At 68.7% G+C, this 19763-nt stretch carries 15 protein-coding genes and 1 riboswitch; of the genes, 12 read left to right on the top strand and 3 right to left on the bottom strand.

The features are described 5' to 3' along the window. Window positions 1-140 precede the first annotated feature (140 nt). Window positions 141-332 (bottom strand): 50S ribosomal protein L28, encoded by a 192-nt coding sequence (rpmB, locus tag IU448_RS07885; protein ID WP_011210730.1) that lies wholly within the window; start codon window positions 330-332, stop codon window positions 141-143. 403 nt (window positions 333-735) lie between these two features. Between rpmB and IU448_RS07880 the strand changes: the two genes are divergently transcribed. Together IU448_RS07880 and recG are read left to right on the top strand one after the other, a co-directional pair. Then, window positions 736-2649 carry a DAK2 domain-containing protein gene (locus tag IU448_RS07880; RefSeq protein WP_195054746.1) on the top strand — a complete coding sequence of 638 codons (1914 nt, stop codon included), beginning with the start codon at window positions 736-738 and terminating at the stop codon, window positions 2647-2649. A 24-nt stretch (window positions 2650-2673) separates the two neighbouring features. Beyond that, window positions 2674-4950, top strand: a complete 2277-nt coding sequence (gene recG / locus IU448_RS07875) for an ATP-dependent DNA helicase RecG (protein ID WP_195054745.1) — start codon at window positions 2674-2676, stop codon at window positions 4948-4950. Window positions 4951-6047: 1097 nt separating this feature from the next. Here the strand turns inward: recG and metE are convergent. Further along, window positions 6048-8348, bottom strand: coding sequence for a 5-methyltetrahydropteroyltriglutamate--homocysteine S-methyltransferase (metE, locus tag IU448_RS07870; RefSeq protein ID WP_195054744.1), 2301 nt, complete (start codon window positions 8346-8348; stop codon window positions 6048-6050). A gap of 114 nt (window positions 8349-8462) precedes the next feature. Beyond that, a riboswitch (cobalamin riboswitch) is annotated at window positions 8463-8668 on the bottom strand. A 719-nt stretch (window positions 8669-9387) separates the two neighbouring features. Between metE and IU448_RS07865 the strand changes: the two genes are divergently transcribed. Genes IU448_RS07865 through coaD form a run of 3 tightly spaced genes read left to right on the top strand, consistent with a single transcriptional unit; the run spans window position 9388 to window position 13865 of the window. Beyond that, window positions 9388-12786, top strand: a complete 3399-nt coding sequence (locus IU448_RS07865) for a pyruvate carboxylase (RefSeq protein ID WP_195054743.1) — start codon at window positions 9388-9390, stop codon at window positions 12784-12786. Further along, window positions 12783-13376 carry a 16S rRNA (guanine(966)-N(2))-methyltransferase RsmD gene (gene rsmD / locus IU448_RS07860; RefSeq protein WP_195054742.1) on the top strand — a complete coding sequence of 198 codons (594 nt, stop codon included), beginning with the start codon at window positions 12783-12785 and terminating at the stop codon, window positions 13374-13376. The genes IU448_RS07865 and rsmD overlap by 4 nt, the downstream gene beginning before the upstream one ends. Before the next feature lie 3 nt (window positions 13377-13379). Beyond that, window positions 13380-13865 (top strand): pantetheine-phosphate adenylyltransferase, encoded by a 486-nt coding sequence (gene coaD / locus IU448_RS07855; protein ID WP_195054741.1) that lies wholly within the window; start codon window positions 13380-13382, stop codon window positions 13863-13865. On the opposite strand, the gene IU448_RS07850 is transcribed toward coaD, so the two are convergent. Then, window positions 13833-14336, bottom strand: a complete 504-nt coding sequence (locus IU448_RS07850) for a GtrA family protein (RefSeq protein WP_228812512.1) — start codon at window positions 14334-14336, stop codon at window positions 13833-13835. The genes coaD and IU448_RS07850 overlap by 33 nt on opposite strands. A gap of 296 nt (window positions 14337-14632) precedes the next feature. On the opposite strand from IU448_RS07850, the gene IU448_RS07845 reads away from it, so the two are divergent. From IU448_RS07845 to IU448_RS07815, 7 genes are all read left to right on the top strand, one after another. Beyond that, on the top strand, window positions 14633-15379 hold the full coding sequence (locus IU448_RS07845) for a DivIVA domain-containing protein (protein WP_195054740.1): 747 nt from the start codon (window positions 14633-14635) through the stop codon (window positions 15377-15379). A 112-nt stretch (window positions 15380-15491) separates the two neighbouring features. After that, the gene (locus IU448_RS07840; RefSeq protein WP_195054739.1) at window positions 15492-16151 is read left to right on the top strand and encodes a YceD family protein; all 660 of its coding nucleotides are present in this window, start codon (window positions 15492-15494) and stop codon (window positions 16149-16151) included. A 2-nt stretch (window positions 16152-16153) separates the two neighbouring features. Further along, window positions 16154-16336, top strand: coding sequence for a 50S ribosomal protein L32 (gene rpmF, locus IU448_RS07835; RefSeq protein WP_195054738.1), 183 nt, complete (start codon window positions 16154-16156; stop codon window positions 16334-16336). 14 nt (window positions 16337-16350) lie between these two features. Then, window positions 16351-17073, top strand: coding sequence for a ribonuclease III (gene rnc / locus IU448_RS07830; protein ID WP_195054737.1), 723 nt, complete (start codon window positions 16351-16353; stop codon window positions 17071-17073). Window position 17074: 1 nt separating this feature from the next. Further along, the gene (gene mutM / locus IU448_RS07825; RefSeq protein ID WP_195054736.1) at window positions 17075-17962 is read left to right on the top strand and encodes a bifunctional DNA-formamidopyrimidine glycosylase/DNA-(apurinic or apyrimidinic site) lyase; all 888 of its coding nucleotides are present in this window, start codon (window positions 17075-17077) and stop codon (window positions 17960-17962) included. A gap of 79 nt (window positions 17963-18041) precedes the next feature. Beyond that, the gene (locus IU448_RS07820) at window positions 18042-18623 is read left to right on the top strand and encodes a dihydrofolate reductase family protein (protein WP_195054735.1); all 582 of its coding nucleotides are present in this window, start codon (window positions 18042-18044) and stop codon (window positions 18621-18623) included. A 3-nt stretch (window positions 18624-18626) separates the two neighbouring features. Next, window positions 18627-19685 (top strand): PHP domain-containing protein, encoded by a 1059-nt coding sequence (locus IU448_RS07815; protein ID WP_195054734.1) that lies wholly within the window; start codon window positions 18627-18629, stop codon window positions 19683-19685. Window positions 19686-19763 lie beyond the last annotated feature (78 nt).

The raw sequence follows: 19763 nt of genomic DNA, 5'->3' as shown, positions 1-19763 counted from the left end.
CGGACGCCCGCACGACCTCGCCCCGGCTACTATGGGGCAGCCGGGGCGAGGCGATGTCGGAGAATACTTGTCCCGATGCGGCAGTCAGCGGTTTTCACCGCCCGACCACCGCGAATCGGGGCACAGTTGATCGGCGCGGCTCAGCCGCGGACGACCTTGCCCGCCTTCAGGCAGGAGGTGCACACGTTCATCCGGCGGGTGTTACCCGGGGCGACCTGTGCACGCACGGTCTGGATATTCGGGTTCCAGCGACGGTTGGTGCGCCGGTGCGAATGCGAGACCGACTTCCCGAAGCCGGGGCCCTTGGCGCAGACGTCGCAGACGGCAGCCATAGTCGCGAACTCCTTCATGTCTTCAGAGGGACCGGCCACCCATTACGGTGGTCGATCCGAGATCAATGTCTTCCTGCCTGCCGGGCGACCCGGGAAGCGCAGACCGAACCGATCGCGCCAGGCAACCCTGCAAGAGTAGCCCGGCCCGCAATGATCCACAAAACCGGGGGCGGACCCCGGCCCGTGAACCTCGTGGTCGGCTACCCGGCGCCCGCTTGCCACGGCACCCAGCGCTTCGAGGCTACGCCGGGCGACCTTCGCGCGTGATGCCGGTGCCGCCGGCCGGACGCAGCCCCCGGTCGACTGCTGCCGCGTTGGTCGGCCCGCTGCCGGGTTGTCGGCTGCTGTGCGCCGGATCGGCGATGTCGGGCACTCCCGCTAACCTGGGCGGGCGAAGAATCCGATGACCAGGAACGAGGTGGCGGTGCCCGAAACTCGGCAGGTGAGCGGTGTTCCGGACGGGCTGTCTCCGGGGCTCGACGGCGCATCGGTTGCGGGTGAACGGGTTGTGCGGCTACCGCGATCCGGGGTTTTCGAAGCCGGTCTGGGCGGAGCGGAATTCTTGCAGTGGGGTCGCGCCTGTGTCGCCGCGCTGGAGCGGGCGCGGGCGGAGATCGACGCACTCAACGTGTTCCCGGTACCGGACTCCGATACCGGGCGCAATCTCCTGGCGACCATGCGCGCCGCCGTGGCAGAGGCGGAGTCTGTTGCCGTGGCGACGGTTTACGGCGTCGGCGGGCGGACGGGGGACGTTGACGCGGATGCGGAGGTTGTCGCCGGCGCGACCGGCGGGCGACCGCAGACAGTGACCGCGGGCGCGAATGCCGGCGGGGCAGCGGACGGCGGTGGTCGGGCGGCGGAGCAACTCCACCGGTACGCCGCCGCGATGGCGCGCGGAGCGGTCTCGGGGGCGCGGGGGAACTCGGGGATCATCCTTTCGCAGGTACTGCGCGGGATCGCGGAATCCGCCGTGCAGCGGGAGCTGACCGGCGAAACCTACCGGGACGGGCTTGCGCGGGCGGCGGCGCTGGCCCGGGACAGTTTGAGCGAACCGGTGGAAGGAACCGTCCTCACCGTGCTCGACCGGGCGAGCGACGCGGCGCGCGAATGCCTCGAGCGCGGGCTGGCCGAGGTGGCTCGCGCCGCTGCCGACGGGGCGGCGCGGGCGCTGGAACAGACTCGTGACCAGCTGGCGGTATTGCGCGCGGCCGGAGTTGTGGACGCGGGCGCGCGCGGGCTGCTGGTGTTGCTGGACACGATGGTTGCCGTGGTTACCGGGGAGATCCCGGCTCGACGTGAATACCCGCCGGCCGCCGATCCGTCCCACACCGGCCGCGGGCGGGCCGCCACGGAGCCGATGCGCTACGAGGTGATGTTCCGGATCGCAGCGGCCGACGACCGCCGGGCCGCCGCGTTGCGAGCGCGGCTGGCGCAACTGGGTGATTCCGTGATCGTGGCGGCCGACGGTGCCGGGGGATGGACGGCTCATGTCCACTGCGCGGAGGCCGGGGCCGCGGTCGAAGCCGGAATGGCCGCGGGCGCCGTCCGGGATATCCGGATCGAATACCTCGCCGAATCCCCGGCTGCCGAGGCCGGCGCGGGATGGACCGATCGGGTCACGTCCCTTTCCGGCGGCCGATGTGCGGCCGGGGGGACAGCGGTCGATCGTGGTGTGCTGGCGGTTGCGGCCGGGGCGGGTGCGGCGGGGCTGTTCGAGGCGGCCGGTGCGGTGGTGCTGGACGCCGAGCCTGCGCTGGAATCCGCGGCGCTGCTCGCGGCCATCCGTGGAATGCCGCACCGAGAGGTGCTGGTGCTACCCAATGGGGCACTGCCGGCCCATGAGCTGGTCGCGGTGGGTGTCGCGGCCCGCGACGCATACCGCGACGTCCTGCTGTTGCCCAGCGCCAGCATGGTGCAGGGGCTGGCGGCGATGGCGGTGCACGATCGGGCGCGGATAGCGGTCGACGACGCCTTCGCGATGTCGGAAGCAGCCGCCGGTACCCGCTGGGGTTCGCTGCGCCGGGCCGAGGAACGCGCCCTGACCATGGTCGGGACCTGCGCGCCCGGTGACGGTCTGGGATTGGTCGGCCACGATGTGGTGGTGATCGACCGGGATACCCGCGCCGCGGGACAAACCCTCTTGGACCGGATGCTGGGGCTGGGCGGTGAACTGGTGACCCTGCTGGTCGGCACGCCGGCGCCGGAGGGTCTGGCCGCGGATCTCGCGCGGCATATCGGAGCCGAATTTCCCGGTGTCGAGGTTTCGGTGTATTCCGGGGGGCAGCGCGCGGATCTGATCCAGATCGGTGTGGAATGAGCAGGCGGCAGTGAGCGGAGTGATATGGCTACCTTGAGCGATCGGCTCGACCACGTGCTCGGGGCGAAGGCCGCCGGGTCGCTGTCGGATGCATTCGATATGCGCACCGTGGAGGATCTGCTGCGCCACTATCCGCTGCGGTACGCCACCCAGGGCCAGCCGCTCACCGAGGAAGCGCCCGAGGACGGTGCGCATATCACGGTGATCGGGCGGATCACCAAGGCCGAACTGCGGCCGATGCGGCAGCGGCGGGGCTCGCTGTTGAAGGTGGTGCTCGATACCGGATCCGGTCGCGGGGTGGACGTCACCTTCTTCAACGGCGACAAGGTGAAGTACGTGATACGCGAAGGCGCCCGGGCGATGATGTCGGGCACCGTGAACTATTGGCGGCCCGGCCAATGGAATCTCAGCCACCCGGGGTATCTGATCCTGCCGGAGTCCGACGGCGACGAGCCGGCGCTGACCAGGGTGCGCGGTGGCGGGGATCTGCGGGGGATCGCGCAGAGCGCGAAAGGCTCCGATGGGGTGGATATGTCGTTCTTCGAGCGCGAATTCATCCCGGTGTACCCGGCCACCGCGAAGGTGCAGAGCTGGGAGATCCTGGCCTGTGTCCGGCAGGTCCTCGACCAGCTCGACCCGGTCGAGGATCCGCTGCCCGCCGCGGTCCGCGACGAGCGGGCGCTGATGCCGGTCGGCGATGCGCTGCGGCTGATCCACCTACCGGAGCACCAGGCCGATATCGAGCGGGCCCGGGAACGGCTGCGATTCGACGAGGCGCTGGCGTTGCAGCTGGTACTCGCCGAACGGCGGCACGAGACGTCGGGCCGGACGGCGCGGTCGTGCCCGCCGCGGCCCGGTGGTATCGCCGCCGCGTTCGATGAGCGGTTGCCGTTCGAACTGACCGAAGGCCAGCGCCAGGTGATCGCCGAGATCTCCGCCGACCTCGCCCGTGAACAGCCGATGCACCGGCTGCTGCAGGGGGAGGTGGGCTCGGGGAAGACCATCGTCGCCCTGCACGCCATGCTGCAGGTCGTCGACGCGGGCCGGCAATGCGCACTGCTCGCGCCCACCGAGGTCCTCGCTGCCCAGCATTATCGGTCGTTGTGCGCAATGCTGGGCGATCTCGGACAGGCCGGTGAACTCGGCGCGGCCGAAACGGCGACACAGGTGAGGCTCGTCACCGGATCGATGTCCACGGCCACCAAACGGGCCGCGCTGCTCGCGGCGGTGACCGGGGAAGCCGGGATCGTGATCGGGACGCATGCGCTGATCCAGGATTCGGTGGAATTCTTCGATCTGGGCATGGTGGTGGTCGACGAACAACATCGTTTCGGGGTGGAACAGCGGGATGCGTTGCGCGCCAAGGCGAAAGACGGAGTATCCCCGCACCTGCTGGTGATGACCGCGACCCCGATTCCGCGCACCATCGCCATGACCACCCTCGGTGATCTGGAGACCTCCACCCTCACCCAGTTGCCGCGCGGCCGCTCCCCGATCGCCTCGAAGGTGGTGCCGCGCCGGATGCATCCCAACTGGGTGGACCGGGCGTGGGAGCGGATCACCGAGGAGGTGGCGGCCGGCCGGCAGGCGTATGTGGTGTGTTCGCGGATCGGCGACGACGAGGACGGCGGCGGCACCCGTGGGAAGGGCGGAAAAGCACGCGGCGCGGATTCCGGGAAGGAACCGCCCACCACCCAGTCCGTACTGGACGTTTTCGACCGATTGCGCACCGGACCGCTGGCGCGACTGCGGATCGGGCTGCTGCATGGACGGCTTCCGTCCGATGAAAAAGATCAGGTGATGCGGGATTTCAACGCCGGCACCATCGATGTGCTGGTCTGCACGACCGTTGTCGAGGTCGGGGTGGATGTGCCGAACGCGACCGTGATGGTGATCGTGGACGCCGACCGATTCGGAGTGAGCCAGCTGCATCAGTTGCGGGGCCGGATCGGCCGCGGCAAACATCCCGGACTGTGCCTGCTGGTCACCGACGCGGCGCCCGGCGGACCCGCGATGACCCGGTTGGAGGCGGTGGCCGCGACCACCGACGGTTTCGAGTTGTCGGTGCTCGATCTGCGGCAGCGCCGCGAGGGCGATGTGCTGGGCTCGGCGCAGTCGGGAACCGCGCGCTCGCTACGGCTGTTGTCGCTGCTCGACGATCTGGAGGTCATCACCACCGCCCAGGAACTCGCGCGGACCTTGGTCGCCGAGGATCCCGGGCTCACCCGCCACCCGGGTCTGGCGGCGATGATGCACGCCGCCGTCGATTCGGAACGCCTGGAATACTTGGCGAAGTCCTGAGTGCGCGGTGCCGGCGGGCGGCTCGCAGTCTTTCCCGTTCGCGCCCCACGGTTTTCGGCCACCGCGGAGTCAGGTTTCTCGGCCGCGTGGCCATCGCTTGCGGCCGACGGAAGCCCGCAGCGTTCCGGTGCGCGGTGCGGTCCGATGCCGTGAGACCACCGGCTCCGTCCGGCGTATCCCGGCGCTGGGGTGCTGTTACTGCGGGTCGGCGTGGCCCGGGGCGCTCCGGGGCGGTGATGCCGTGCGGTCATCCGCGCGCACCGCATACGCCAGGGCAGGAGCAGGCTGTCGTCGTGTGCCGCTGCCGGTCGTCTCAGCACCGCACCGGGGCCACCGTATGCGGCCGCCCGGTTCCATCCCGCTGTGGCCCGGCGCGGCGGGGTGCCGAGTCGGCGAATGGCGTAGGCATGGATGGGAGCGAAGCCGGTTGCGGTCGGTGAAAGTTCCTGGTGGGTGGAGTGCCGGGTGGCTGGGGAACGCGAGCGAGATGACGCTGTGGCTGGTTGAGCGGGCTTGCGCGGTGTCGGGTTCGGCGGCCTTCTCGAGCATCGTGCGGCCGGTTTCTGCGGCGTCGTGGGAGGCGGGGAGCGGTGTAGCGCGGCGATTGCGAAATTTGTTGTAGCGGGAGGGAACCGATGCGTACCCGGTCGCGTCGAATCTGTTACAGAGCAACGGCGAGGGAAAGGGTTGGGCGGTATGAGACCAGAGCAAGGGTGCCGTGCGGTCCGGCGGCGATCGCCGGTTCCACAGCGAGGGGTTCGTCCGGTATTGCGGATCATGCGGCATTGCCCGGAATGCGCTGCGGCCGAACGGATGAAGCGTCGCGAGTCGGGGGCGGGGGAGCTGGAGGGCTGACTCCACCCGGCCGGGTTCCCGTGACGGCCCGAGCCGGTGGAACACCGTATCGACCAGTGCACAGTACGGCCGGCTCGGCGACCGTACTGTGCGGCGGTGCCTCGACTCGTCGGCGGTGGTCCGGGCCGGGCGAAGCCTGGATCGCGATCGGCGCACATATACGCGGTGGCGCCCGTGCCGCCCGGCCCACCGAGGCCGGGTCGGCTACCGGACCGATCCGGAGCGGACCGGGCGGCTTCCGGTCAGCGCACCCGGTGCGCGGCGGTGACCATATTGCGTAGCGACGCTTCGACCTCGGCGGGACCGCGGGTCTTCAGGCCACAGTCCGGATTCACCCAGAGACGATCGGCGGGAACGGCTTTCAGGGCCGCTTCGAGGGCTGTGGTGATCTCCTCGGCGCTCGGCACCCGGGGCGAATGGATATCGTAGACACCCGGGCCGACCCCCGCATCGAAGCCGGCGGCGTTCAGATCGTCGAGCACCTCCATATGCGACCGTGCCGCCTCGATCGAGGTGACATCCGCGTCCAGGCCGGCGATCGCATCGATCACCTCACCGAATTCCGAGTAGCACAGGTGGGTGTGGATCTGGATCGAATCGGCGACTCCGGAGGTCGCCAGCCGGAATGCGCCCACCGACCAATCCAGGTATGCCTGCTGGTCGGCCGTGCGCAGGGGGAGCAGTTCGCGCAGCGCCGGCTCGTCCACCTGGATGATCCGGATACCCGCGTTCTGCAGGTCGACGGTTTCGTCCCGGATGGCCAGCGCCACCTGCCGCGCCGATTCCGCGAGGGGCTGGTCGTCGCGGACGAAAGACCAGGCCAGGATGGTGACCGGCCCGGTGAGCATGCCTTTCACCGGTTTGCCGGTGAGCGATTGGGCGTAGCGGATCCAGTCGATCGTCATGGCCGCGGGCCGGGAGACGTCGCCGTACAGGATCGGCGGGCGTACGCACCGCGTGCCGTAGGACTGGACCCAGCCCAGTTCGGTGGCCGCGAAACCGTCGAGCTGTTCGGCGAAGTACTGCACCATATCGTTGCGTTCGGGTTCGCCGTGCACCAGCACGTCGAGGCCCAGCTCCTCCTGCAGGGCGATGACCTCGGCGATCTCCGCCCGCATCCGGCGCTCGTATTCACTACGGTCGATATCGCCTTTGCGCAGCGCCGCCCGGGCCAGCCGGATCGCGGTGGTCTGCGGGTAGGAGCCGATCGTGGTGGTGGGCAACGGCGGTAGCTGCAGCCGGTCCTGCTGCAGGGCCCGCCGCTGCGCCGCCGGGCCGCGTTCGACGGCCTTCGGGCCCAGCGCGGCCAGACGGGCCCGGACCTGGGAGTCGGCGATCCGCGGATCGGACCGGCGGCTCGCGGCCGCGGCGCGGGACTGCGCGAGCTCGCTGGCGACGGCCTCGGTTCCGCGGGTCAGTCCGGTGGCCAGTACCCGCACCTCGGCGACCTTCTCGGCGCCGAAGGCGAGCCAGGAGCGCAGGGCATCGTCGAGATGTATTTCCCCGGCGAGGGTATAGGGCACATGCAGCAGGGAACAGGAGGTCGACACCGCGACCGATTGCGCGCTGCCGAGGAGCGTGGCGAGGGTCGACAGGGCGCGGTCCAGGTCGGTGCGCCAGATATTGCGACCGTCGACGACACCGGCGACCAGCGTTTTGCCCGTCAGGGCGGGAACGGCGGCCAAGTCGTCGACCGTACTGCCGGCGACCAGGTCGATCGCGAGTCCTTCCACGTCGGTCCCGGCCAGCGCGTTCACTGCGGGGCCGGGACTGCCGAAGTAGGTGGCCACCAGCACGGCCGGGCGGTCGGCGGGTTCGGTCAGTTCGGTGTAGACCTGCCGGACCGCCGCGAGTTCCTCGGCGGTGAGGTCGGTGACCAGCACGGGTTCGTCGAGCTGCACCCAGGCCGCTCCGGCCGCGGCGAGCAGCCGGAGCAGGTCCCGGTAGAGCGGGATGAGCTCAGCGATACGTTCCAGTGCGGGGGTGCCCGCGGATTTCGACAGTTTCAGGAAGGTGACCGGGCCGATCACGACCGGCCGCGCGGGAACTCCGAGTTCGATTGCCTCGCGGAGCTGCGCCAGCAATTCGCCGGGATGTAATGCGAAGGCGGTCTGTGGACCGATCTCGGGGACCAAATAGTGATAGTTGGTATCGAACCATTTGGTCATCTCCAGCGGTTCGACCGAATCCGTACCGCGGGCCGCGGCGAAGTAGCGGTCCAGCGGGTCGGTGATATCGGCGACCCGCGCCGGCAGGGCACCCAGCAACACGGCCGTATCCAGCATCTGGTCGTAGTAGGAGAAGGTGCCCACGGGGATCGAATCCAGGCCCGCGGCCTGGAGTTCGGCGTACTGGTCGCGGCGCAGGTCGCGGCCGGTCTCGTGCAGACGGTCGGCGTCGATACGCCCGGCCCAATAGGACTCGGTCGCGCGTTTGAGCTCGCGGCGTGGACCCACCCGGGGCAGGCCGAGAACCGTTGCGGTGAACGGGCTGTACGAAATAGCAGTCACGGTGTTCTCCAGTGCTGATGTTCGACCGGCCATCGCCTTACGCGGGTGCACGGAACCACTGAAAACCCGGACATCCGCGCAGGCGGTGGCTGTTCCGGCACTGGTGGACCGCGACGCCCAATCCTCGAGGCGGTGGCCACCGGATACGGCGTACCCGGTACAACCGGCAGGTCTTCGGACTCGCGGGCTCCGGCCGAACGGCCGACCTACTGACCGTCGCTTCCCAGGCTGTATGCCCAGTGCTGATGACAGCGTTCGTTCTCGCTCACCGCTGCGGGACAGTTCCGGATTTCCACCGGATTCCCTCTCACCCGCCTGGTGCGGGTTTCGACGCCGGGGCGATCGTCCGGGGCTCCGGGGCGACCGGCCGGCGAACCAGCTGCGTCATCCACCATAGCCCGGCCGGCGGGCAGAGTCGTCGCGAACGTCCGTACGTACCGGCATCGCCGCGATCAGGCGGCGGTTCCCGAGCCGGATACGCCTCGGCGCGGGGTTCGGAGGCCGGGCGGCTGCGGACCGGGTGGCTGCGCTCACCTGGATTCGGCCGGATTCGCCGGTCGTACCGGTCGGCGACAACCGCGCCGACGAGGTGAGCCCGCCGCTCGATGCAGTGGACTGTAGGCCGACTGCGCTGCCGGTGTGCTGCCGAGCGCGTTGTCACTGTGTTGCCGAACGCGGCGAGGCCGTACTTCCGGTCGCACCGCTGCCCTGTTGCGGAGCGCGATGTCGCCGTGTTGCGGAGTGTGGTGAGGCCGTGCTGCGGAGTGTGGTGAGGCCGTGCTGCGGAGCCTGGCGCGACCGTGTTGCGGAGCGTGGCGCGACCGTGTTGCGGAGCGTGGCGCGACCGTGTCGACGAGCGCGCCCGGACCTTGCTCCCGCCGCCGATGTAGCCGGCTGCGAAGATTGCCGGAAGTTGGCCCGCTCCGGGCGACCGCACAATCGGCCGTGGTCGCCGGTGAGATGTGACGGCAGGGTGACCAAGGTTTCGCAACCGTGCAATGCGCCGATGTGAAGATTCTGCGAAGTGGACTTCGGTGTCGATCCTGGATGTGGCGCCGGGTACGTTGGGTCAATGTTCTCGAAAGTCTTGGTTGCCAACCGCGGCGAGATCGCCATCCGAGCCTTCCGCGCGGCGTACGAGCTCGGTATCGGAACGGTTGCCGTCTTCCCGCACGAGGACCGGAATTCGGTCCACCGCCTGAAGGCGGACGAGGCATACGAGATCGGCGAGGAAGGTCATCCCGTCCGGGCCTATCTCTCGGTCGACGCGATCATCGAGGCGGCCAAGACCGCCGGCGCCGACGCGATCTATCCGGGATACGGTTTCCTCTCGGAGAATCCGGATCTGGCCGCGGCCTGTGCGCGGGAGGGGATCACCTTCATCGGTCCGTCGGCCGAGGTCCTGGAACTGGCGGGCAACAAGGCGCGCGCGATCGCAGCGGCGAAGGCGGCCGGGCTGCCGGTCCTGGATTCCAGTGCGCCCTCCGCGGATGTCGGCGAACTGCTCGCGGCGGCCGAATCCATGGAGTTCCCGGTATTCGTGAAGGCGGTCGCCGGTGGCGGTGGCCGCGGTATGCGCCGGGTGCCGGCGCGTGAGCAGTTGCGGGAGGCGATCGAGGCGGCGTCGCGGGAAGCCGAATCCGCGTTCGGCGATCCCACCGTCTTCCTGGAGCAGGCGGTGGTCAACCCGCGCCATATCGAGGTGCAGATCCTGGCCGATACCCAGGGCAATGTGATGCACCTGTTCGAGCGGGACTGTTCGGTGCAGCGGCGGCATCAGAAGGTGATCGAGCTGGCGCCCGCCCCGAATCTGGACCTGGCACTGCGGGATCGGATCTGCGCCGACGCGGTGGCGTTCGCCCGGCAGATCGGTTACAGCTGCGCGGGCACCGTCGAATTCCTGCTCGACGAGCGCGGCAACCATGTCTTCATCGAGATGAACCCCCGTATCCAGGTCGAGCACACCGTGACCGAGGAGATCACCGATGTCGATCTGGTGCAGTCGCAGTTGCGGATCGCGGCCGGGGAGAGCCTCGACGATCTGGGCCTGAGCCAGGACAGGGTCACCATCCGCGGTGCCGCGCTGCAGTGCCGGATCACCACCGAGGATCCGGCCAACGGTTTCCGCCCCGATACCGGGCGGATCACCGCGTACCGGACGCCCGGCGGCGCGGGGATCCGGCTCGACGGTGGTGCGAACCTCGGTGCCGAGATCGGCGCCTATTTCGATTCGATGCTGGTGAAGCTCAGCTGCCGGGGGCGGGACTTCCCGGCGGCGGTGGCCCGCGCGCGCCGGGCGCTGATGGAGTTCCGGATCCGCGGTGTCACCACCAATATCCAATTCCTGCTGGCGGTGCTCGACGACCCCGATTTCAAGGCCGGGCGGGTCACCACCTCGTTCATCGACGAACGCCCGCAGTTGCTCTCCCTGCGCGAACCCGCCGACCGCGGCACCAAGATCCTGAACTATCTGGCCGATATCACCGTGAACAAACCGCACGGGGCGCGGCCCACGGCGGTGTACCCGCACGACAAACTGCCGGCGATCGACCTGTCGGTACCGCCGCCGGACGGTTCCCGGCAGAAGCTGCTGACCCTGGGGCCGGACGGGTTCGCGCGCGCGCTGCGCGAACAGAAAGCGGTCGGAGTCACCGACACCACGTTCCGGGACGCCCACCAGTCGTTGCTGGCGACCCGGGTGCGGACCAACGGGCTGCTGGATGTCGCCGGGCATGTTGCCCGGCTGACCCCCGAACTGCTCTCGGTCGAATGCTGGGGCGGCGCGACCTATGATGTGGCGTTACGGTTCCTGTACGAGGATCCGTGGGAGCGGCTGGCCGCCCTGCGTGAGGCGATCCCGAATATCTGCCTGCAGATGCTGCTGCGGGGCCGCAACACCGTCGGTTATACGCCTTACCCGGAGCGGGTGACGCGGGCATTCGTCGCCGAGGCCACCGAAACCGGGATCGATATCTTCCGGATCTTCGACGCGCTCAACAATGTCGATCAGATGCGCCCGGCGATCGACGCGGTCCGGGAAACGGGTACCGCGGTGGCCGAGGTCGCGCTGAGCTACACCGGGGATCTCACCGATCCCGACGAGAAGCTCTACACCCTGGACTACTACCTGAAACTGGCCGAGCAGATCGTCGACGCGGGCGCGCATGTCCTCGCGATCAAGGATATGGCCGGTCTGCTGCGGGCTCCGGCGGCGGCGAAACTGGTGACGGCGCTGCGCAGCAACTTCGACCTGCCCGTCCATGTGCATACCCACGACACCCCGGGTGGTCAGCTCGCCACCTATCTGGCGGCGTGGCAGGCCGGCGCCGACGCCGTGGACGGCGCTTCTGCGGCGATGGCCGGCACCACCAGCCAGCCCGCGCTCTCCGCGATTGTCGCGGCCGCCGCGCACAGCGAGCACGACACCGGCCTGAATCTGGGCAATGTCTGCGATCTGGAGCCCTACTGGGAGGCGCTGCGCAAGGTGTACGCGCCGTTCGAGTCCGGGCTGCCCGCTCCGACCGGTCGTGTCTACACCCATGAGATCCCCGGTGGCCAGCTGTCCAATCTGCGGCAGCAGGCCATCGCGCTCGGCCTGGGCGACCGTTTCGAGGAGGTGGAGGCGAAATACGCCGCGGCCGACCGGTTGCTGGGCCGGTTGATCAAGGTCACTCCGTCGTCGAAGGTGGTCGGCGATCTCGCGCTGTCGCTGGTCGGGTCCGGTATCGATATCGAGGATTTCGCCGCCGATCCGGGCCGCTACGACATCCCAGATTCGGTGATCGGCTTCCTGCGCGGTGATCTCGGCACCCCTGCCGGCGGCTGGCCCGAACCCTTCCGGGAGAAGGCGCTGGCCGGACGCAGTGCCGCCAAACCGGAGACACCGCTGACAGCCGACGACGAGGCCGGGCTGGCGGGCGGCTCCCAGGAGCGCCGTTCGACTCTCAACCGGCTGCTGTTCCCGGGCCCCACCGCCGAATTCCTGACGCACCGCGAGCAGTACGGCGATACCACCGGGTTGTCGGCGAATCAGTTCTTCTACGGCCTGCGGCACGGCGAGGAGCATCGGGTCCAGCTGGAGAAGGGCGTCATCCTGCTGATCGGCCTGGAGGCCATCTCCGAACCGGATGAACGCGGTATGCGCACGGTGATGTGCATCCTCAACGGGCAGCTGCGCCCGATCTCGGTCCGGGACCGTTCCATTGCCAGTGAGATCCCGGTCGCGGAGAAGGCCGACAAGAACAATCCGCACCATATCGCCGCGCCCTTCGCCGGCGTCGTGACCTTGATCGCCGCCGAGGGGGATCGGGTCGCGGCCGGCGATACGATCGCCACCATCGAGGCCATGAAGATGGAGGCCGCCATCACCGCGCCGCGCGGGGGAGTGGTGGGCCGGGTGGCCATCACCCAAGTGCAGCAGGTCGAGGGCGGTGATCTGCTGATCGAACTGGGCGGACGCGAATCCGAATGACCCGGATCGTCGCCGGAACGGCCGGTGGGCGTCGCCTGCGGGTCCCGCCCGCAGGCACCCGGCCCACCTCGGACCGGGTGCGGGAGGCGCTGTTCTCCTCGATCGAGGCCCGGATGGATCTCGACGGTGTCCGCGTACTCGACCTCTACGCGGGGTCGGGTGCGCTGGGGCTCGAGGCGTTGTCCCGTGGCGCGGGGGCTGCGCTGCTGGTCGAATCGGATCGCCGGGCAGCGGGGGTGTTGCGCGGCAATATCGCGGATCTGGGATTGACCGCGGCGCAGGTCCGGGTCGGTGCGGTGGCGCAGGTCCTGGCCCAGCCCGGTGCGGGCGATTTCGACCTGGTATTCGCCGATCCACCCTATGATCTGCCCACCCCGGCGGTCGAGGCGGATATCGGCGCACTGGCGGCCCACGGCTGGCTGGCCGAGGACGCGCTGCTGCTCGTCGAACGGTCCGTCCGTTCGGCCGAGATCGCCTGGCCTTCCGGCTTCGCCGCGCGCGCGCCGAAACGGTACGGGGAGACCCGCATCGAGTCCGCCGTGTACGTCGGCGCCGCCGCGGTGGATCGGGCCGCACCTGCTAGCGTCTGACCCATGGCAGGAGCATTGTGCCCAGGTTCGTTCGATCCGGTGACCAACGGCCACCTCGATGTATTCCGCCGGGTCGCGGCCCAGTTCGACGAGGTCGTCGTCACTGTCAATGTGAACAAGAAGAAACAGGGCATGTTCAGCGTCGACGAGCGTATCGAGATGCTGCGTGATGCCACCGCCGATCTGCCGAATGTCCGGATCGCCTCCTGGCACGGCCTGACCGTCGATTTCGCCCGGGAACAGGGCATCACCGCGATCGTCAAGGGGCTACGCGATGCCGGGGACTTCGGCTACGAACTGCAGATGGCGCAGATGAACAAGAAGCTCGCCGGGGTGGACACCTTCTTCATCGCCACCAATCCGGCATTCAGCTATCTGTCCAGTTCACTGGTCAAGGAAGTGGCGGCCTTCGGCGGCGATGTCAGCGATATGCTGCCGCCGCTGGTGCACAAACGCCTACTCGACCGGCTCGCCGAGCGCGCCGGCTGATTCCCCGCGCGCGGCGCTCACTTCCCGGGCCCGCCGCAGCGGCCCGAACACCAGGCCGCGCAAGGCCAGGAAACGCAGCCCGCCCACGGCGGCGCTGATCGCCAGCACGGCCGCGGCCTGCGCCGGTTCGGCCATCGTGGGCGCGAGCACTCCTACCGCGGCGAGGGCCGCGGTGCTGATTCCCAGGCCCAGTAACGCCAGGCCGCCGCCTTCCCATTGCGCGGTGAACCAGCCGACCCGTTCGGCTGCGTGGAAGGTGAGGCGGCGGTGCATTTCGTTTGCCAGGACCGTGCTCACCAGCGAACCGGCGACATTGGCCAGTAGGGTCCCGGCGCCGGTCAAGCTCAGGAACAGCAGTACGTAGGAAATATTGCTCAGACCACCCACCAGCGCGAATCGGATCAGCTGCGGAAACGCCCGATCGCCGCGGAGATACCGGAGCAGACGCTGCTGCCAGGCCGCCGGGGACATCTGTTCCGGCCAATCGATATCCAGATCCCCGGCGGACAGTGCCCCGGACGAGGACATTTGCAGGATGGTCATGGGCGGTTCCGATCGGGCAAGGGTCAGGCGGTCCATCACGATGCGATAGGACTCCTACGAATCTAACACCAAGCGGAGAACAGGTCTCCAGTTGATTCCCCGGAGTCTGTGTATATCCCCCGGAAGTAGCGACACACCGAAAGTTGGCTCGGCTCAGCCGACGGGCCGGGGCACACTGGGAACGGCGTGATATTTCGCCGATCGTCAGCAGGAGGGCACTGAGCATGTACCGGGTATTCGAGGCGCTCGACGAACTGGTCGCCATAGTCGAGGAGGCACGCGGGATCCCCGCGACGCGCAATTGCATCGTCCCGCGTCCGGAAACGCTCGATCTCCTCGACGATGTGCGCGACGCGCTGCCGGCCGAGATCGACGACGCCCAGGATGTGCTCGACCACCGCGACAAGATCGTCGACGACGCCCGCGGACTGGCCGAGGAAACCGTCCGTAGTGCCGACGAACAGGCCACCACCACTGTGGCCGACGCCCGCGCCGAAGCCGACCGGATCCTCGCCGAGGCGAAGGCGCATGCCGACCGGATGGTCGCCGAGGCCACCGCGCATGCCGACCGGCTGGTCGATACCGCCTCGAACGAAGCCCAGCGTCTGGTAGCCGATGCCAAGGCCGAATACGAATCGGTGACCGGCCGGGCGCGCACCGAGGCCGACCGGATGGTCGAAGCCGGCCGGGCGTCCTACGATCGGTCGGTGGCCGACGGGCAAGCCGAGCAGCGCCGCCTGGTGGAGGAGACCGAGGTGGTGCGGGCTGCACACGCGGAATCGGCTCGGCTGATCGATACCGCACAGGCCGACGCCGACCGGATGCGAGCCGATTGCGACCACTACGTCGACAGTAAACTCGCCGAATTCGAGGAGACCCTGGGCGGGGCCCTGCGGACCGTCGGGCGGGGCCGGCAGCAGTTGCGCAACGGGGCGGGGGTGCCCGACTACGCCGCCGAGTTCCGCCGCTAGCTCTTTCGAAGATTTTGCAGGTAACCCCACGTTTCGCGTACTGTGGTGTGGTTGCCCGCCCAGTCGTGGGCACACCCGGAAACCCCCGAACGACCCAGTGGAGTGTTCTTCGATGCCTGCCGATACGACCGCGCGCTCGCGTTCCGGTGCACACCGTGCACACGACGCGGGTCTCGTGCTCGATGTTCGCAGTCTCGGTCGCGCCCCGGGCTCGATGCGCGAACTGCGGCGAACCGTCACCACCTCCGACCGGCTCGGCCTGGACCTGATCGCCGTACCGGCCGGTTCCGAGGTCGAGTTGGATCTACGTCTGCAGGCCGTCTCGGAAGGTGTGCTCGTCACCGGAACCGTCAGCGCGCCGGTGGCCGGTGAATGCTCTCGTTGCCTGGAACAGTTCACCGATTCGATCGAACTCTCGCTGACCGAACTGTTCGCCTACCCGGACAGCACCACCGATCAGACCGCGTCCGACGACGAGGTCTACCGGATGGACGACGACCTCATCGATCTCGAACCCCTGGTCGTGGACCAGCTCGGCCTCGAATTACCGCTGCAGCCGCTGTGCACTCCCGACTGTGCGGGACTGTGCCCGGAATGCGGGGTTCGGATGGCGATTGCAGGATCCGATCACGGGCATGAGATACTGGATCCCCGCTGGGCCGGGCTGGCGAAATTCGCCTCCGGATCGCCCGGCAGCGGCAGCCCCGATACGGGTGCGGCCACCGGAGACCATTCCGCAGACATTGCACGTAACAGCACAGAGGAGAAGTAGTCGTGGCCGTTCCCAAGCGCCGGATGTCCCGTTCCAATACCCGGTCGCGGCGCAGCCAGTGGAAGGCCGCCGCGCCTACGCTGATCACCTGCCCGAACCGGGCCTGCGGTCAGAAGACCCTGCCGCATATCGCGTGCCCCTCCTGCGGTACCTACAAGGGCCGCCAGGTCGCCTCGGCCGTCTGATCCCCGGTCGACCATTGACCGCGGGCAAAGACGAACCCGGCGAGCGGCCGGACCAAGCGAGTTTGCTCGCCGCCCTGGGTGTCGAGATTCAGCCCGAGCTGCTCCGTCTCGCATTGACCCATCGCTCGTACGCGTACGAGAACGGTGGGCTGCCGACCAATGAGCGGCTCGAGTTCCTCGGCGATTCGGTACTCGGTCTGAGTATCACCGAACGGCTCTACCACGAGCATCCGGAAAAATCCGAGGGCGAACTGGCGAAGCTGCGCGCGAGCGTGGTGAATATGCACGCGCTCGCCGAGGTGGCCCGGAAGCTGGGCGAGGGCGGTCTGGGCGAGCATCTGCTGCTCGGCAAAGGTGAAGAACTCACCGGCGGCCGGGACAAACCGAGCATCCTGGCCGACGGGATGGAGTCGCTGCTCGGTGCCGTGCATCTCGAGCACGGTATCGACGTAGCGCGCGAGGTCGTGTTGCGATTGTTCGCCGAACTGCTCGAACGTGGCCCGCGGATGGGTGCCGGGCTGGATTTCAAGACCAGCCTGCAAGAACTCACCGCCGAGCGCGGTCTCGGCGTGCCCAGCTACGAGATCACCTCCACCGGCCCCGATCACGACAAAGAGTTCACCGCAACCACGGTGATCGCCGGTGATGCCTACGGGCAGGGTGTCGGACGGTCGAAGAAAGAAGCCGAGCAGAAAGCGGCAGGCGCGGCCTACCGCGCACTGACCGGCGAAACCTGAGGTGCCCGAGCTTCCCGAGGTCGAGGTCGTTCGCCGCGGCCTGACCGAACATCTGCGCGGCCGGACCGTGGAATCGGTCACCGTGACGCACCCGCGTTCGGTGCGCCGCCATGTGGCCGGTGCCGCCGATATGGCGGCCCGGCTGACCGGTCTGACGGTGGCCGCGGCCCGGCGTCGCGGTAAGTACCTGTGGCTCACCTTCGACGAACCCGACCGGGAGCCTGCGGATACCGCGCTGGTCGTCCATCTGGGGATGAGCGGGCAGATGCTGGTGCAGCCGGCCGGTGCGCCGGTCGAGAAGCATGCCCATATCCGGGCGACCCTGGACGACGGCCGTGAGCTGCGGTTCGTCGATCAGCGCACCTTCGGCGGCTGGGTGCTGGCACCGCTGGTGCAGGTGGACGGTGATCTGCTGCCCGATCTGCTGGCCCATATCGCCCGCGATCCGCTCGATCCCCGTTTCGACGCCGAGCGGGTGGTCGCTGTGTTGCGCACGAAGCAGGTCGAGATCAAACGGGTGCTGCTGGATCAGACGGTGGTCTCCGGTATCGGCAATATCTACGCCGACGAGGCACTGTGGCGGGCGCAGGTCCACGGCGGCCGGCCGGCTGCCGGACTCACCCGGCCGGTGTTGCGGCGGCTGCTCACGGAGGCCGCGGCGGTGATGGAAGATGCCCTGGCCGCGGGCGGGACCTCGTTCGACGCACTGTATGTGAACGTCAACGGCGAATCCGGCTATTTCGAGCGGGCCCTGGCGGTATACGGGCGCGGTGACCGGCCCTGTCCCCGCTGCGGTGCGGCGATCGTCCGGGAGAAATTCATGAATCGCTCGTCCTTCTCGTGCCCGCGGTGCCAGCCGCCGGCGCGGCGTCGCAAAACGGCGTCGTAGACCTCTCGCGGCGGTGCCCGGCGACGGGTTACGGTTTGCTCGGCAAGATCGTCGGCCCGGCCGGCCTGGGAAGGACGCCATGCGCAAGCTCACCTACTTCGTCGCTGCCACGATCGACGGGTTCATCGCCACCGAGGCGGGCACCGTCGATTTCTTCCCGGTCGGCGGCGACCACGGGCCCACGATCACCGCGCAGTATCCGGAAACGGTGCCGTCCGAAGTGCGCCGGACACTCGGGATCGACGCGCGCAATGCCAACTTCGATACCGTGATCATGGGCCGGAAAACCTACGATTTCGGAGTGCGCACCGGCACCACCAGCCCGTACGGGCATCTACGGCAATTCGTGGTGTCCACCACGCTCACCGCACCGCCGGATCCGGCCGTGGAACTCATCGCCGCCGATCCGCTCGCCCGGGTACGCGAACTCAAACGCGAACAGGGGCCAGGGATCTGGCTGTGCGGCGGCGGCCGGCTCGCTCAGGACCTGATGCCCGAGATCGATCAGATCTTCCTCAAACTGCATCCGATCGTGCTGGGCCGGGGCAGGCCGCTGTTCGGCAGTGGTCCGCGACTGCCCGAACCCATGGAATTCCGTGTCATCACCAGTCAGGTCTTCGACGACGGTGTCGCCTTCGTCAAGTACGGAAGGGCCCGCTGACCGGTGTTCGCCGACGCGCCGGAGACCACCGGACGGCCCGCTCCCGGGCCGGTGGCGGCGCTGCGCGAGATCGGATTCTGGCTCGAACGGGGCCGGGAGCAGACGCATCGGGTCAAGGCGTATCGGCGAGCCGCCGATATCGTCGCGGGCCTCGACGACGACGAACTCCGGCGGCGCCGGGAAGCCCGGAACTGGCAGGAGCTGGCCGGTATCGGTCCCAAAACGGCGGCGGTGATAGAAGAAGCCTGCGCGGGGGTCGTTCCGCGCTACCTCGCCGAGTTACGGGCAGCGGCTCGGCCGATCGGGGCCGCGGGTGCGCAGCTGCGCGCCCGGTTGCGCGGTGATCTGCACACCCATTCGGACTGGTCCGACGGTGGGAGCCCGATCGCGGAGATGATGGGCTGCGCCGCTGCGCTCGGACACGAGTACTGCGCGCTGACCGACCATTCACCGCGGCTCACCGTCGCCAACGGTCTGTCCGCACAGCGGTTACGGCGGCAGCTCGACATGATTGCCGAGCTGAACGCCGAACTGGCGCCGTTCCGGGTGCTCACCGGGATCGAGGTCGATATCCTCGCCGACGGCAGCCTGGATCAGGACGCCGATCTGCTCGCCGAACTCGATATCGTCGTCGCGAGTGTGCATTCGCGGCTACGCGACGACCGCGACACCATGACCCGGCGCATGGTCTACGCGGTGGCGAACCCGCATGTGGACGTCCTCGGACACTGCACCGGGCGGTTGGTCGAGGGCGGGCGCGGGACGCGGCCCGAATCGGATTTCGACGCCGAGATCGTGTTCGAGGCGTGCCGCCGTTACGGCACCGCGGTCGAGATCAACAGCCGGCCCGAACGGCAGGACCCGCCGGACCGGTTGATCCGGCTCGCACTCGAGATGGGTTGCGAATTCGCGGTCGACACCGATGCGCACGCGCCGGGTCAGCTGGACTGGCAGGGGTACGGGTGTGCCCGTGCGGTGGCGTGCGAGGTCCCGCCCGACCGGATCATCAACACCCGATCGGCGGACGAGCTGCTGGAATGGACTCGGCTGGGCGGTGACTGAGCCGCTGGTGAAACGCGCGGCCGGGTCGCCGGCCGATGTTGTGACCGGGCGGCATGGTTCGGCCGACCCCTCCGCTGA

The sequence above is a fragment of the Nocardia flavorosea genome, from assembly GCF_015477805.1.
In the GTDB taxonomy this organism is placed as follows: Bacteria; Actinomycetota; Actinomycetes; order Mycobacteriales; family Mycobacteriaceae; genus Nocardia; species Nocardia flavorosea_A.
Note: the sequence above shows the minus strand (reverse complement) of the source record. Positions and strands in the feature narration are given on the sequence as shown.